Source organism: Alloalcanivorax sp. C16-1, from assembly GCF_046507805.1.
In the GTDB taxonomy this organism is placed as follows: domain Bacteria; phylum Pseudomonadota; class Gammaproteobacteria; order Pseudomonadales; family Alcanivoracaceae; genus Alloalcanivorax.
On record NZ_JBKFTK010000001.1, the window covers coordinates 881369 to 894655 of the forward strand.

Genomic DNA, 13287 nt, shown 5'->3' on the forward strand with positions numbered 1-13287 from the left:
CCCATACCTCCACATGATTTAGAAGACGTCCTCCTGCAAGCCTTCGATCAAGACCACCCGGCCTTGCTGCGCATCGGTAACCGCGACATTCATCACACCCAGGTCCAGGCCCAGGCCAGACAGCAGCGGATTGACCACGGCTTCCAGAATATTGGTGACTAGCCCAAGCAAACTGGATTGAAGCACGCCATTCAAAAGTGCAACAATCGGGCTCAACAGAACATTTACAGCACCGCAAATCAGACCACAGTTGTAACTGGCCGCGTGCGCCGACCCTTCAATGGAAAGGTTCGCATCGGATAATCCCCCTAGCTGCAAATCGCCACCACGTACGAAGCTCTGTTTTTCCACGGCGTTCAGTGAAATCGGGTCGGTCTCAATATCAAAAGGTCCACCATCCACCGGCAGGTCCACATTGAGCCGCAAGCCCAGAAGCGTGATGGGTATACCCAAAAGTTGGAGCTGCACATTGATATCGGCGGCGCCATCGATACCGGCAATGCCGATGCGCCCGGTGAGACCGAACACCACGTCATTGCCGGCACCCGAGGCACAACGGGCTCGTACCAAGTCCGCCTCACCACTGCCGGTTTCCACATCCAAAGGCAGATCAATACGCGCTCTCAGTCCGGTTCCTAGAATGGTAAGATTCGTATCGATTTTGGTGGCCAAGCGGATCGCCACGTCGGCGGTTTCCACATGCCCCAGCCACTCTCCGTTCTCGTCCTGTCTCGCCGGCGCCACCACCACGGAAGGCGCTTTGAACACTTCCACGCGGGCATCCACGTCGGCCAGGCCGGGCACGCTGACGCCGATGTTTTCCAACATCACGGAGGTGCCTTCAAGCGTGTTCAAAGCCAGGCTCATCAACAGATCGTAAACCGGAATACTGGCGTTCTCGGGAACCGCCGCGCCTTCCTCGGCCAGTTTCAAAACCTGTTCCACGCTGACCCCATCCAGACCCACCGCCGAATCCAGCAGGTCGTCCGCCAGCCTGCCGGCGGGACTCAAAGCGCCCAGCACGCCCGACAGATTTTCGGCGAGCCCTTCCGCGTCCACGGGCAGGTTATTCACCACCCCTCCGACGCCGGTCTGGTCCAGCAGATCACCGAGCCGGACGGTCACATCCGCCAGCTGATTGAGATCCGTGGGTGAAAACGCGTAAGGCTGACCGCCATTGAACAGCGCACCCAACAGGCTGTTCAGCACCGTGGCCGAACCCGTTCCACCGCCCGCTACCGCCGTGGTTCCGGCGGCGCTGACCGTAGCCAGCACTTCCTTCTTCGCCGCCGCACTGACCGTCAACGAGAGATTGGCGAAACGATCCGGAAGCAATAAGGAAATTGGCACATCTCGTTCATAGCGCACCGCCACCGCGTTGGCCTGAAGGACATCAGCGGGCCGGAAATTCAGGCTGCCTTCCTGACCATCGATAACGCCGGTGGCAACCTGGAACTCACCTTGCCCGTCCCAGCCGCTGGCCTTCGCGGCGTCTTCGGCCAGGGCCTGAATCTGACCCGCGCTCTGCACCGAAGAAAAACTCGAGCAGCTGTGCGCGCTGTCCGCCGCGGCGGTGGCGGCGGCGTTGACCTGGCTCTGCATGTCCTGGCGCAACGAATACAGGCGCGCGCCATCGATGGCCAGGGTGCCGAACAGCACGATGATCACCATGATCAACGGGACGATAAAAGTCAGGGCGCCGCGCTGCCGGTTCATGTCAGTTCTCGTCGCGGGTCTGGTTGCCGAAACTGTCCGGGATCGGCTGGCGGAAGCTGTCGCTCAGCCGGCGCTGAGAATCCACGTAGACGCCGTTGGAGATCTCGCTGTGCGTGGCCGGTGGCGAGCGGCGTTGTTGTTCCAGTGCCCGTTCGGTGGCGGTGGGCAGCCGGTCGGCGGCGATGTCGCCGGACAGGCCATGGGCCGGCGGTTGATCGGCGATGGCCGCCAGCGGCAGCGCGATGAGTAGTGCGAGCCAGGCTTTCATTGCACGCTCCTGAAGGTCTGCGCAAGGCGTTCCGCGTAGTCCCGTTCCTTGCCGGTGAAGTTGTATTCCTGGGTCATCCACTGCAGTCCGGCCCAGTTTTCCGTTAACAGATAGGCCACCGCCAGGTTCTGGCGCACCGGCCCCTGGCCGTCGCCCAGTTCCATGGCGGTGCGCAGTTCGTAGGCCGCCTGGTCGTATTCGCCCATCATCAGCAGCACATAGCCGTAATCGTTACGCACCTGGGCGGACGCCGGCGTTTTCTCCCGGGCCACTTTGAGGTGATTGAGCGCCGCCAGCACTTCGTCTTTCTTCAGCAGCACCATGCCCAGCCCATGGTGGCTACGCCCGGTACCGCACTGGTCCACCAGCCCCTGAAACACGCGCTCGGCTTCATCGAGCTGGCCGGTGGCGGCCTTCAACTGACCGTAGCGGACCCAGTGATCCACCGTGGAAAGCGGGCGCGCCTCCAGTTGCGCCAGGGCGGCGTGGTCATGGTCCCGCGCCATCAGGGTGTCCACGCGGTCCAGCTGCACCTGTTCTTCCGGCTGTATGCGCGCGTTGCAGGTCAGGTTCTCCGGCGCCGTGCGATGCGTGGTGTCGGACGCCGGCGGCTGGTAGGCACAGCCGGCGGCCAGCACCGCCACCGTCAGTCCGAGAATCGTTGAACGCATCCCTCTACTCCCTTCCTGTCTTTATCGGCTCAGTGAGTCGGCGATGGAAATCATCGCCGGGCCGCCAATGAGAATGAACAGCGCGGGCAGCATGAAAGCCATCATGATGACGGTCATTTTCGCGCCGATTTTATTGGTCTGTTCGCTGATACGATTGCGCTCCACGTTCTGCGCTTCGTCGATAATCTGGTCCAGGCTCTCCGACACCGCCGCGCCCACCTGGCTGCTTTGCTTCATCAGGATCACGTAGCTGCGCAGCACCGGAATATTGCGGTTCTCGCCCAGCTCATCCAGCGCCAGGCTGCGTTCCGCGCCGGATTCCATCAACCGGTTGAAGCGGTCCAGTCGCACCGAAAGGGCCGGCAGCAACGGCCGGCCTTGCACCGCGATCAATCTGAGCACCCGCTCCAGGGACAGGCCCGCTTCCATCAGCATGCGCGTCAGGTGGCACAGCTCGATGGCTTCCAGGTTCTGCTGCTGCTCGGCTTTGTGGCCCAGGGAACGAATGGTGCGCCGTGGCACCAGAAAGGCGGCGGCGGCGATCAGCATGCCGGGCAATACCCCGAACAGCATGAACCCGGCCACGATGACCATCGCCGGTACCAGCCAGCAGAACAGCAGATACAGCAACTGGGCGCGCTCCGGGGAACGACCGGTGACCAGGAAGGCGTCACCGATCTCCCGATAATCCTCGCGCGCCAGCGACGACTCGGTGAGCCGCCGGGCCCAGCGGGACAGCCAGAACTGGGCGTCGTCATCGGTGTCGGCGGCGCCCGGGTCCAGACGCCGCAGCACCCGCGCACGGCGTATCCAGCGCGGCGTCATATAAAGCCCCACCCAGGCGGCCGACAGGGCGAACAACAGAGCCAGCAGAAACAGCGCTTCAGTCACGGCCCACCCCCTGGATCATGCGCCAGATCAGGATCATGCCCAGGGCCTGCAACCCGCCGGCGATGCCCAGCATCCAATGGCCGGTGTCGCTGCTCAGCAGCACGTCCGAGTAGTTCTCGTTCATAAAGATCATGTAGGCGGCCAGCCCCACCGGCAGCAGCGCGAAGGCCAGGGCGGTGAAGCGGATTTCGGCGGTGGCGGCGAGGAACTCCCGGCGCAGCTCCTGCTGTGAACGCAGCGAACCGGCCACCTGCCTGAACACCGGCTGAATGGAAGACCCGAAACGCGCCGAGGTGCGCAGCGCGATGGACACCAGCACCAACGACGGCACCCGGTAAAGGGCGGCGTAATCCTCGAACAGGCCGGTGTAGTCGCGGCCCGCTTCCACCGCGCTGCGCAAGCGGAACTGCAGGGTATCGAACACCGCCGAGCTTTCCCGGAACGCTTCCACCAACGCGCTTTCCAGCGAACGGCCGGCGCTCATGTAACGCAGCACGGAGTCGATGATGCCCGGCAGTTCTTCGTAGATACGGCGGCGTTGCTGCTGAAAACGCATACGCCAGTACATCCACAGGGTGATGGCGATCAGCACACCGCTGATCAGTGCCACCAGGGTGCCCTTGATGGCCGCCACCATCACCAGGAAGGTGAGAATCAGCAGGCCGATCAGCATCAGCTGGGGTCGCGACAGCTGAATATCAGCGCGCAGCAGGGTGCTCTCCAGCGGCGTCAGCTTGACCCGCGCGGCGCCGTCGCTGGCGGTGGCCGCCACGCTCATGCGCTGGCGCACGCGCTCATTGAGATAACGCCGCTCCCGGAACCGTATCCACAGCAACTGGCCCGCCAGCAGCAGCACCGCCAGAATCGCCAGGGCCCGGGCGGCGCCGAGCAGCGCGACGCTACTCATCCTGCTGGCTCCGGTAGAGGTAATCCATATGGTACGGGTCGGTGTCGGTGGGGCTGAGCGACACCACCTCGCTCACCGCCCGCTTGCCGTCCGGCCGGCGTACCAGCTGGATGATGATGTCCAGCGCCGAGCCGATCAGCCGCCCGATGGCCTTTTCGCTGGCGTCGTAGCCGCTTACCGCCAGCAGCGTCTCGATGCGCACCAGGGCATCGCGGGTGTTGTTGGCGTGGATGGTACTCATCGACCCTTCGTGGCCGGTGTTCATGGCCTGCAGCAGCTCGATGATTTCCGCGGAGCGCACCTCACCGAGAATGATCCGGTCCGGGCGCATCCGCAGCGCATTGACCACCAGCTCCCGGGGCGAGATGCGGCCCTTGCCCTCGGTGTTGGCCGGACGGGTTTCCAGCCGCACCACGTGGGGATGGTGCAGCACCAGCTCGGCGGAATCCTCGATGGTCAGGATGCGCTCGGTCCGTGGGATGTACTGGCTGATCAGGTTCAGCATGGTGGTCTTGCCGGTGCCGGTACCGCCGCTGATGATGATATTGCGGCGCGACTCCACGGCGCGGATCAACACGTCCAGGCAGGCCTGGGTCATGGAGCCGCTTTCGATCAGTTGCCGCGCGGTCAGATGGTTACCGGTGAACTTACGGATACTGATGGACGGCCCGTCCAGCGCCAGCGGCGGAATGATGGCGTTGACCCGGGAACCGTCCGGCAGCCGGGCGTCCACCATCGGGCTGGCTTCGTCCAGGCGCCGGCCCAGCGGCGCCAGCATACGGCGGATCACACGGATCACATGTTCGTCGTTGATAAAACGCGTATGCGCTCTTTGAAGAATACCGGCCACTTCCACGAACACATGTTCGGGACCGTTGACCAGAATGTCGTTGACGCGCTCATCCATCAGCAGCGGCTCCAGCGGGCCGAAGCCCACCACTTCAAAGAGAGTGTCCCGCGACAGCTGCTTCAGGTCCTGCGTCGACAGGGGCACCCGGTTTTGCGTTATGTATTGAGCGACCTGGTGGTTGACGAACTCCGCCAGCACCTCCCGTTCGGCGCGGCCCACCTCGATGCCTTCCTCGTCGAGGCGCTCCACCACCCAACGGTGAGCGCGCTCCTTCAGCTGCTGATATTCCTGGTCGATACGGCCCGGCACGGCTTATCTCCCCAGGACGCGAGTCAGCAGGCCCTGCCCTCGCGAAGTGTCCGCGTCACCATCCATGATGTTGAGCAGCCCGCCCAGGTGGCGGCTGTAGGCGCAGCGCGGCGCCTGTTCGAGTATCGGTCGACCGGAGTTCACCGCCATCAGACGGTGGCGCCAGTCCATCGGCAGGGTGGCGAACACCGGCGCGCGGACGGTCTCGCTGATCTCGTTCTTGTCCGGTGGCACGGCGCTGTCGTAGCCGTCCACCACCAGGCCCAACTCGCTGCCCTTGCCCAGGTGGGAGCGCCAGTCCTGCACCAGGGTGCGGGCGGCGTGCACGTGGTCCACCAGCGGCTGCATGCCGACCAGCAGATGGCGGGTGTGCACGCCCAGGGCGCGCACCCAGTAGCGGCTCTGCATCACGCCCACATTGACCACCACGTGGTCGAACATCTGCATCAGGCGGTTCAGGGCGATAAACAAATCGGCGCTGCGGTCGCCGGCGGGCTCGCCGACCACGCCACCACCGGACAGCAGCCGCAGGCCCGGGCGATATTCCTCCAGGGCGGTTTCGATCAGGGTCTCGTCCAGGGTTTCCGGGCTGGACAGCAGGTTCTCCAGGGTGAACTCGTTGCCGGCTTCCAGATAGAAGACGCCCCGTTCACGGGGCTGGGTATCAATGGCCAGACAGCGCCATTGCGGGTGCCGCCGGTTCATGCCGATGGCCAGATTCTGGGTCAGGAAGCGGGTGTCCACGGTGGCGTCGGCGCCGGCCACCAGGGTCAGGTTGTTCACCGACGAGCGGGTCTCGTCGCCGTAATGACCGGTGCGCACCAACTGATGCCGGCGCAGACGGTCACGGACCTCGGCGGCATCGTTGCCGGCCAGGAAGCAGTCCCGGGCGCCGGCGCGCATGCTCTGCAGCAACAGCTCCTGATTGGCGTAGCCGCACACGGTGATCACCGTGACCCAGGGCCGCGCGCTGGTCAGCGCGGTGATGATCGCCAGGGACTGATCCAGATCGCTTTCGCTCACCTCCACCAGCACCAGGTGGGCGGTGGTGGCTTCCAGCAGGCGCAGCACCCGGGTAACGTCCGAGCGGCTCACGAATTCCACCCGGAAGGGATCGTCCACCGCCCGCTCCAGCCAGCTCTTGATGCCCGGATCGTCGATTACGGAGAGAACAATGTCGTTGTCGCTCATGGCTACCAGCTCACTCCGTGGCGAATGGGTTGCGAGCCGCGTCGCGGTTCCGTGGCCATGTCCAGCCAGCCGGTGCTGCTCTCATGATAGGCGCCGCCGGGCAGGGTGACCGGCGGCCGGCCGGCTTTGCGGGGCGTCACCAGGTGCGGCGTCACCACCATCACCAGCTCCTTGTCGTCCCGGGAAATGCGGCTGGAGCGGAAGAAGGCCCCCAGCACCGGCAGGTTGCCGAGGCCCGGCACCCGGTCGCTGCTGTTGATGGTGCTGCGGCTGACCAGTCCGCTGATGATGAAGGTTTCCCCCGGCGCCAGGGACACGGTGGTTTCGGCGCGGCGCACGCGCAGCCCGGGCACCGCCACGCCGCCGGTTTCCACGCCGGCGGAGAAGTCCAGCTCGCTGACCTCCGGGGCCACCTTGAGGATGATCTGTTCGCCGCTGATCACGGTGGGCGTGAGGCTCAGGCCGACACCGAATTCCTTGAACTCCACCTGCACGCCGTTGTTGTCATTGCGGGTGGGTACCGGGAATTCGCCGCCGGACAGAAACGAGGCGCTCTGGCCGCTCAGGCTGGTCAACGAAGGTTCCGCCAGGGTGTAGGCGAAGCCGCCGCTTTCCAGGGCGTTGATGATGGTCAGGGAGTTGCTGCCGATGCCGAACAGGTTGAAGCCGTCGCCACCGATCGGCGCCTGGGCGCCGCCGGCGCCGGGAAAGCCCCGGAAGCCGCTGCCCGGCGGTGCTATGCCCACGGCGGATTCACCGCCGTTGAACAGATTCGCGTAGTAGACGCCCAGGCTGTTGAGTTCCGAACGGCTCACCTCCAGCACCCGGATGTCGGTCTGCACCTGGGTGCCGAACGGCAGGCTGCCGCCGAGTGTGGTGGCCACCGCCACACTGCTGCGCAGGGGCGCCTCCCGATTGCGCAGCCAGATGGTGAGTTCCGAGGTGCCTTCCGCCATGGCGGTGAGCAGCACTTCCTGGTCGCCACTCACCGTCAGCCGGGCGACCTCCGGGTTGGAGGTGGCGATCTTGGTCACCGGCGCCGGGAAGGTCAGCACCTTCTGGTCGCCCGGCGCCAGGCGGGTGGAGCCGGAAAGGGGCTCGGCCTGAGCCACCAGGCTGCAGAGCAGCGCCACGGCGGCGAGCAGTACGCGGCTAGCGAACATAGGTGCTCCTTGCTTCCGCGCCCTCGAACACCTGGACCCGACGGCCCGGCGAGGCACGGGGCGCCGCCGGTGCCGCCGCCTTGGGCGTTTCGGGGAAGAAGTCGTCGAAGTAGAAGGGTTGCGCCGGAGCCGGCTCGTCACTGGCCGCCACCCGGGGCGTCGCCGGCGCGGTGGCCGACGTTGGCGGGGTCGTATCGGCGGTGCGTTGTTGTTCCTCCGCCTCCGGGGTCCCGGGCCGTTCGTCGCCGGCCACCACCGCCAGACGGACCTGGCCCTGGGAGGAGGCCAGCATCAGCGCGGACACCTTTTCCTCCGGGATCGACAGCACCACGGTCTCGTTACGGCGGTTGTCGTCGCTCTGCTCGGCGCCGGAAAGCGCGCCTTTCACCGCCAGCACCGTGATCCCGCGCAGCATCACCAGCGCCACCGGGTTGTCCTTGTCGGAACGGCGGAAGGCGGTGACCACGTCCACCCGGTCGCCGGGCTGCAGCAGGCCACCGGCGCTGACCACGTTGTCCACCGCGATGGCGATGGCGCGGTGCCCTTCGGGCAGGCTGGCGGGCAGGTTGCCACCGGCAGCCAGATGATGGGGGCCGAGCAGTTCGCCGGCACGGGCGAAGCGCTTCACTTCCTTACCGGCCACGGGCTGGTCGGCGGCCAGCGCCTCCGGGATCGGCGTGGGCGAGGAGACCACGCCCAGCTTGTCCTCGGACAGCGTCTCGCCCACCGGCACCGGCTGGCGGACCACCCAGTATTGATAGGTCGGCGCCTGCTCGCTGGCGGGCGGTTTCTCAGCCACCTTTCGCGAGCCATCGGAGTCCGGCTCCCGGCTCAGGCCGAACAGGGCCAGCACCAGGGCCAGCAGTGCCAACCCCAGGGCCGGCAGGGTGTACAGCAGTTTCGATCCCATGTCCCCTCCGAAAACGTCCCTGTCGGTCGACAGCGTATCGGGGAGGTCAGAAGGCCGCTCGCGCCTCCGCGTTCAGGGTGGACGGCACCGGGGGAAATGTGCCCAGCATGCCGAAACTCATCACCGGCACGATGGGATTTTCCTCATAGTTATAGGTCAGCTGGCAGTGCAACATGGTCACGCCGCCAACGTCCTCCACCCCACAGGAAGCACCGTCCAGATCCATACTCGCCAACGGTTCCGGCTGCTGTTGCAGCAGGGCGGTCAGCGCGTTCCGGGCACGGCCTTCAACCTCGGTTTCCAATTCATCGGCGCTATAGGCCGAACGGTCCACGTACAGGGCCGTGGCCACCGACCGGTCCACCACGCTCTGCAGCCGGTACTGGCTGAAGAACACGATGCCGTAGACGGCGGCGGCGTAGAGCATGGCCACCACGAAGGGGAAGAGCATCAGAAATTCCAATGCCACCGCCCCTCGGTGACGACTAAAGCTCGATTTCACCTTTGATCACGGCGTTTGAGCGCTGTTGAAGAGGTTGCTGAACGCATCGGACAGCGGATTGCTGTCGCCACCGAAAACGGTCGCCAACACCCCGACGATCACAATGATCGCCGCCGCCAGAACGATGTATTCCAGTGCGCTGGCCCCACGCTGCTTGTCGGCGCGGGTGGAGACACCGCCGAACAGCCGTACCGCCAGTTTCTGGAGACCGAATTGAAGTTGAGTGATCGATTTCATAGTGAGCTCTCCTTGGCACTTTCTTGTGCGATCAATGACGCTTCCCTCAGGGATACTAGGCACTTTGTGATGTTGATCACAACAGGATGGAATTGCATAGATGTTTCACTCCCCCAATAAATCAACAAGTTACATGTTACAAACGAACGACGACCGGTACCTTTAGAGCGATAACCGGTTGTTGGCCCCGTCCGAAATCGCCGGACAAAAGACGCTAATGGATCCCTCAACGGGAACTCACGTCGGACTTTAATATGGTCAACTTGGGGGAAAACGGGAAGCGTGACTTTGTGACGTTATGAAATTTATTGTTTCTTTCGCGATGCGGGCCACAAAATGGCGGCCCTGCCCGGGCGGCCCCACCTCGGCGGCCCCACCTGAATCCCAGACACACGAAAAAACCCGCCGTGGATTCCCCACGGCGGGTTTTTCAAATGCCCCTTGCCAGGCTGGCAGCGGGAAGCAGGAAGCGTTACTTGATCTTCGCTTCCTTGTAGATCACGTGCTTACGTACCACCGGATCGAACTTCTTGGTCTCCATCTTTTCGGGATGCAGACGCTTGTTCTTGGTGGTGGTGTAGAAGTGACCAGTGCCCTCGGAGGACACCAGACGGATCTTTTCGCGAATCGGACCGGATGCCATCTGTCAGCTCTCCTTACAGTGCGCCACGGGCGCGGATATCGGCCAGAACGGTGTCGATACCCTTCTTGTCGATGATGCGCATGCCCTTGGAGGACACACGCAGGCGCACGAAGCGCTTTTCACTTTCCACCCAGAACCGGTGGTAGTGGAGATTCGGCTCGAAGCGGCGCTTGGTCTTGATGTTGGAGTGGGACACATTGTGGCCCGTCACCGGCCGCTTGCCGGTCACCTGGCAAACCTTGGACATGATCTTGCTCCCGTGATGCAAACTTGTGGGGCGGGGCAGCCCCGTAAAGGGCGCGTTTTATACCATCCCCCCGGCCAATGATCAAGCCCGGCGGCGCTTTCACACCCAGCCGCGGCGGCTGAACGACTCCCAGTGGCCGTCCCCGATCACCAGATGATCGAGCACCCGCACGTCCACCAGTTCCAGGGCCCGACGCAGCCGGTCGGTGACGTCCCGGTCCGCCTGGCTGGGCTCGGCCACGCCGGACGGGTGGTTGTGGCCCACGATCACGCTGGCCGCGTTGAATTCCAGCGCCCGGCGCACCACTTCCCGGGGATAGACGGCGGCGCCATCCACGGTGCCATAGAACATTTTCTCGAAGCCGATCACCCGGTGCTTGTTGTCCAGAAACAACACCGCGAACACCTCCCGGGGCTCACCGCGCAATTCCGCGGTGAGCAGCCGCGCCGCCGGCTCCGGATTGTCCAGGCTGAAACCGCGCTTCAGCTCCGTGGCCAGGTAGCGCTTACCCAGCTCCAGCGCGCCCAGCACCAGCGCCCGCCGGTTCACCGACCGCATCCCCGGCAGTTGCGCCAGCCGCGCCGGCGGCAGATCCAGCAGGCCACGCAGGCTGCCGGTACGCTTCAACATATCGCGGCCCACATCCACCGCGGTGCGGCCACGGGAACCGCTGCGCAGAAAGATCGCCAGCAGCTCCGCGTCGCTCAACGACGCCGCGCCCCGCTCCAGCAGCTTTTCCCTGGGCCGCTCTTCCTTGGGCCAATCACAGATCGCCATCTTGCCTCCCTTTCCCGGCTCGCCCGCCGGTACCCTGATGCGGCCCGCCAACGCTGGTGCTACTCTATTGCCCTGTTTCTGAACGCCGCGGCCCTGGTTGCCGAACGCCGCGGCCCGTTTCCGACCGCCGCGGCACCCATTACACCAAAGCCGCCGCCATCACGGCAGACGACATCGGCTACCCACCGTGTAAGCCAAATCTTAAAATACTGTACGGAATAACAGCATGCAGCGACTGGTCAACAAGCGAATCCTCCTCGGCGTGACCGGCGGCATCGCCGCCTACAAGGCCGCCGACCTGGTGCGCCGCCTGCAGGACGCGGGCGCCGAAGTGCGGGTGGTGATGACCCAGGGCGCCTGCGAGTTCATCACGCCGCTCACCATGCAGGCCCTGTCCGGGCACCCGGTGCACACCGATCTGCTGGACCCCCGCGCCGAGGCGGCCATGGGCCACATCGAGCTGGCCCGCTGGGCCGACCTGGTGCTGATCGCCCCGGCCTCCGCCAATTTCCTGGCCCGGCTGGCCTACGGCCACGGCAATGACCTGCTCAGTACCCTGTGCCTGGCCACCGGCGCCCCGGTGGCGGTGGCGCCGGCCATGAATCAGCAAATGTGGGCGGATCCGGCCACCCAGAAAAACCAACTGATCCTGCAGGAAAAAGGCGTGCACATCTTCGGCCCCGGCAGCGGCGGCCAGGCCTGCGGCGAAGTGGGCCCGGGCCGCATGCAGGAACCGGAGGAGATCATCCGCCAGGCGGCGGATGTGTTCGACTATGAGCTGCTCACCGGCCGCCATGTGGTAATCACCGCCGGGCCCACCCGCGAGCCCATCGACCCGGTGCGTTACCTGACCAACAAGAGCTCCGGGAAGATGGGCTTCGCCCTGGCCGCCGCCGCCGCCGAGGCCGGCGCCCGGGTAACGCTGATCGCCGGACCGGTGGTGCTGGACACCCCCAACCGGGTGGAGCGCATCAACGTGGCCCGCGCCGAGGAAATGTACCAGGCCAGCCTGGACGCGGTGGAAAAAGGCTGCGACATCTTTATCGCCACCGCCGCCGTGGCCGACTACCGGCCCACGGTCACCGCCGACCACAAGATCAAGAAATCCACCGAGGAAATTCACCTGACCTTGGTGAAAAACCCGGACATCATCGCCGCCGTGGCCGACCACGCCAACCGCCCCTTCACCGTGGGCTTCGCCGCCGAGACCCAGGACGTGATCGAGTACGCCCAGGGCAAGCTGAAAAACAAGAACCTGGACATGATCGCCACCAACGATGTGTCCGGTACGGATGTGGGCTTCAACAGCGACAACAATGCCCTCACCGTGATCTGGCCCAATGGCCACAAGGTGCTGCCGCTGGCGTCCAAGGCGCAGATCGCCAAGCAGCTGATCGAACTGATCGCCATCCGCCACAGCTGAGCGGGCGGCGGCCCTAGGGCATTCGAAAGGGCGCCTGTCCTTTGTCGTTGTTGGCCTCCACCAGGCGTACCAATTGCGACAAAAGGGCCGCCCGCTCCGGCTCGGGCAGTGCCTCGATGGTGCGATCGTGTGCCCGCTGCGCGGCCTCGTCCACACGCTTGACCAGTGCACGGCCCTTACGCTCCAAACGCACCCGCTTCACCCGCCGGTCGCTTTCGCTGCGTCGCCTCGAAACCAGTCCCCGCGCCTCAAGACGCTGAATGACTTCCGCTACGCTGGTGCGCTCCAAACCGATTTCCGTGGCCAGCCCCACCTGATCCAGCTCTCCCCGCTCCGCCAACGCCGTCAACAAACTGTATTGCACCGGTGTGATATTGAAGCGGCGGGTTTCTTCGAGAAACAGGGAGCAGTGAATCTGGTGCAACCGGCGGATCAAAAAGCCGGGCCGATCCAGGAGTGAAGACCGGGAGGCAACCGAGGCGGGCGGAGAAGACGCTTCCATCAATGTTCCTTCAAAAGAGTAGCGGTAACCGCTCTATTGCACCCCAGCTCACCGGGCGGACGCAACAAGCGCCGCACCAG

Annotated in this window: 16 protein-coding genes; 1 reads left to right on the top strand and 15 read right to left on the bottom strand. The window is 64.6% G+C overall.

The features are described from left to right. Window positions 1-18: 18 nt before the first annotated feature. From ACLD0W_RS04175 to radC, 14 genes are all read right to left on the bottom strand, one after another. The gene (locus ACLD0W_RS04175; protein WP_410306239.1) at window positions 19-1716 is read right to left on the bottom strand and encodes a pilus assembly protein TadG-related protein; all 1698 of its coding nucleotides are present in this window, start codon (window positions 1714-1716) and stop codon (window positions 19-21) included. A 1-nt stretch (window position 1717) separates the two neighbouring features. Continuing rightward, the gene (locus ACLD0W_RS04180; RefSeq protein WP_410306240.1) at window positions 1718-1984 is read right to left on the bottom strand and encodes a hypothetical protein; all 267 of its coding nucleotides are present in this window, start codon (window positions 1982-1984) and stop codon (window positions 1718-1720) included. Next, the gene (locus tag ACLD0W_RS04185; RefSeq protein ID WP_410306241.1) at window positions 1981-2655 is read right to left on the bottom strand and encodes a tetratricopeptide repeat protein; all 675 of its coding nucleotides are present in this window, start codon (window positions 2653-2655) and stop codon (window positions 1981-1983) included. The genes ACLD0W_RS04180 and ACLD0W_RS04185 overlap by 4 nt, the downstream gene beginning before the upstream one ends. A gap of 21 nt (window positions 2656-2676) precedes the next feature. Next, window positions 2677-3546 (bottom strand): type II secretion system F family protein, encoded by an 870-nt coding sequence (locus ACLD0W_RS04190; RefSeq protein WP_410306242.1) that lies wholly within the window; start codon window positions 3544-3546, stop codon window positions 2677-2679. Then, entirely contained in the window at window positions 3539-4453 is a 915-nt protein-coding gene (locus ACLD0W_RS04195) for a type II secretion system F family protein (protein WP_410306243.1), read from the bottom strand. The genes ACLD0W_RS04190 and ACLD0W_RS04195 overlap by 8 nt, the downstream gene beginning before the upstream one ends. Beyond that, window positions 4446-5612, bottom strand: coding sequence for a CpaF family protein (locus tag ACLD0W_RS04200; RefSeq protein WP_410306244.1), 1167 nt, complete (start codon window positions 5610-5612; stop codon window positions 4446-4448). The genes ACLD0W_RS04195 and ACLD0W_RS04200 overlap by 8 nt, the downstream gene beginning before the upstream one ends. 3 nt (window positions 5613-5615) lie before the next feature. Continuing rightward, the gene (locus ACLD0W_RS04205) at window positions 5616-6803 is read right to left on the bottom strand and encodes a CpaE family protein (protein ID WP_410306245.1); all 1188 of its coding nucleotides are present in this window, start codon (window positions 6801-6803) and stop codon (window positions 5616-5618) included. A gap of 2 nt (window positions 6804-6805) precedes the next feature. Then, window positions 6806-7966, bottom strand: a complete 1161-nt coding sequence (locus tag ACLD0W_RS04210) for a type II and III secretion system protein family protein (protein ID WP_410306246.1) — start codon at window positions 7964-7966, stop codon at window positions 6806-6808. After that, entirely contained in the window at window positions 7956-8876 is a 921-nt protein-coding gene (cpaB, locus tag ACLD0W_RS04215; RefSeq protein WP_410306247.1) for a Flp pilus assembly protein CpaB, read from the bottom strand. Before cpaB ends, ACLD0W_RS04210 begins: the two co-directional genes overlap by 11 nt. Before the next feature lie 46 nt (window positions 8877-8922). Further along, window positions 8923-9378: a TadE/TadG family type IV pilus assembly protein gene (locus tag ACLD0W_RS04220; RefSeq protein WP_410306248.1), complete on the bottom strand. Its 456-nt coding sequence runs from the start codon at window positions 9376-9378 to the stop codon at window positions 8923-8925. 6 nt (window positions 9379-9384) lie between these two features. After that, entirely contained in the window at window positions 9385-9615 is a 231-nt protein-coding gene (locus ACLD0W_RS04225; RefSeq protein ID WP_410306249.1) for a Flp family type IVb pilin, read from the bottom strand. Window positions 9616-10087: 472 nt separating this feature from the next. Then, a complete protein-coding gene (rpmG, locus tag ACLD0W_RS04230) occupies window positions 10088-10258 on the bottom strand; it encodes a 50S ribosomal protein L33 (RefSeq protein WP_262731151.1) in 171 nt (56 codons plus the stop codon). 13 nt (window positions 10259-10271) lie between these two features. Continuing rightward, window positions 10272-10505, bottom strand: a complete 234-nt coding sequence (gene rpmB, locus ACLD0W_RS04235; protein ID WP_138773779.1) for a 50S ribosomal protein L28 — start codon at window positions 10503-10505, stop codon at window positions 10272-10274. Between the two features lie 99 nt (window positions 10506-10604). Then, a complete protein-coding gene (radC, locus tag ACLD0W_RS04240) occupies window positions 10605-11282 on the bottom strand; it encodes a RadC family protein (protein WP_410306250.1) in 678 nt (225 codons plus the stop codon). A gap of 226 nt (window positions 11283-11508) precedes the next feature. Here radC and coaBC point away from each other — a divergent pair, with 226 nt between their 5' ends. Next, window positions 11509-12705 carry a bifunctional phosphopantothenoylcysteine decarboxylase/phosphopantothenate--cysteine ligase CoaBC gene (coaBC, locus tag ACLD0W_RS04245; protein ID WP_410306251.1) on the top strand — a complete coding sequence of 399 codons (1197 nt, stop codon included), beginning with the start codon at window positions 11509-11511 and terminating at the stop codon, window positions 12703-12705. 13 nt (window positions 12706-12718) lie between these two features. Here coaBC and ACLD0W_RS04250 read toward each other — a convergent pair whose 3' ends face one another. Beyond that, complete coding sequence (locus tag ACLD0W_RS04250; RefSeq protein ID WP_410306252.1) at window positions 12719-13207, bottom strand: MarR family winged helix-turn-helix transcriptional regulator; 489 nt, start codon at window positions 13205-13207, stop codon at window positions 12719-12721. Window positions 13208-13287 lie beyond the last annotated feature (80 nt).

Coding starts and splice junctions, on each gene's coding strand:
- ACLD0W_RS04195 (WP_410306243.1), bottom strand. CDS start 4,453: ATGAGTAGCGTCGCGCTGCTCGGCGCCGCCCGGGCCCTGGCGATTCTG.
- ACLD0W_RS04185 (WP_410306241.1), bottom strand. CDS start 2,655: ATGCGTTCAACGATTCTCGGACTGACGGTGGCGGTGCTGGCCGCCGGC.
- ACLD0W_RS04225 (WP_410306249.1), bottom strand. CDS start 9,615: ATGAAATCGATCACTCAACTTCAATTCGGTCTCCAGAAACTGGCGGTA.
- rpmB (WP_138773779.1), bottom strand. CDS start 10,505: ATGTCCAAGGTTTGCCAGGTGACCGGCAAGCGGCCGGTGACGGGCCAC.
- ACLD0W_RS04205 (WP_410306245.1), bottom strand. CDS start 6,803: ATGAGCGACAACGACATTGTTCTCTCCGTAATCGACGATCCGGGCATC.
- ACLD0W_RS04210 (WP_410306246.1), bottom strand. CDS start 7,966: ATGTTCGCTAGCCGCGTACTGCTCGCCGCCGTGGCGCTGCTCTGCAGC.
- ACLD0W_RS04250 (WP_410306252.1), bottom strand. CDS start 13,207: ATGGAAGCGTCTTCTCCGCCCGCCTCGGTTGCCTCCCGGTCTTCACTC.
- ACLD0W_RS04180 (WP_410306240.1), bottom strand. CDS start 1,984: ATGAAAGCCTGGCTCGCACTACTCATCGCGCTGCCGCTGGCGGCCATC.
- rpmG (WP_262731151.1), bottom strand. CDS start 10,258: ATGGCATCCGGTCCGATTCGCGAAAAGATCCGTCTGGTGTCCTCCGAG.
- radC (WP_410306250.1), bottom strand. CDS start 11,282: ATGGCGATCTGTGATTGGCCCAAGGAAGAGCGGCCCAGGGAAAAGCTG.
- cpaB (WP_410306247.1), bottom strand. CDS start 8,876: ATGGGATCGAAACTGCTGTACACCCTGCCGGCCCTGGGGTTGGCACTG.
- coaBC (WP_410306251.1), top strand. CDS start 11,509: ATGCAGCGACTGGTCAACAAGCGAATCCTCCTCGGCGTGACCGGCGGC.
- ACLD0W_RS04175 (WP_410306239.1), bottom strand. CDS start 1,716: ATGAACCGGCAGCGCGGCGCCCTGACTTTTATCGTCCCGTTGATCATG.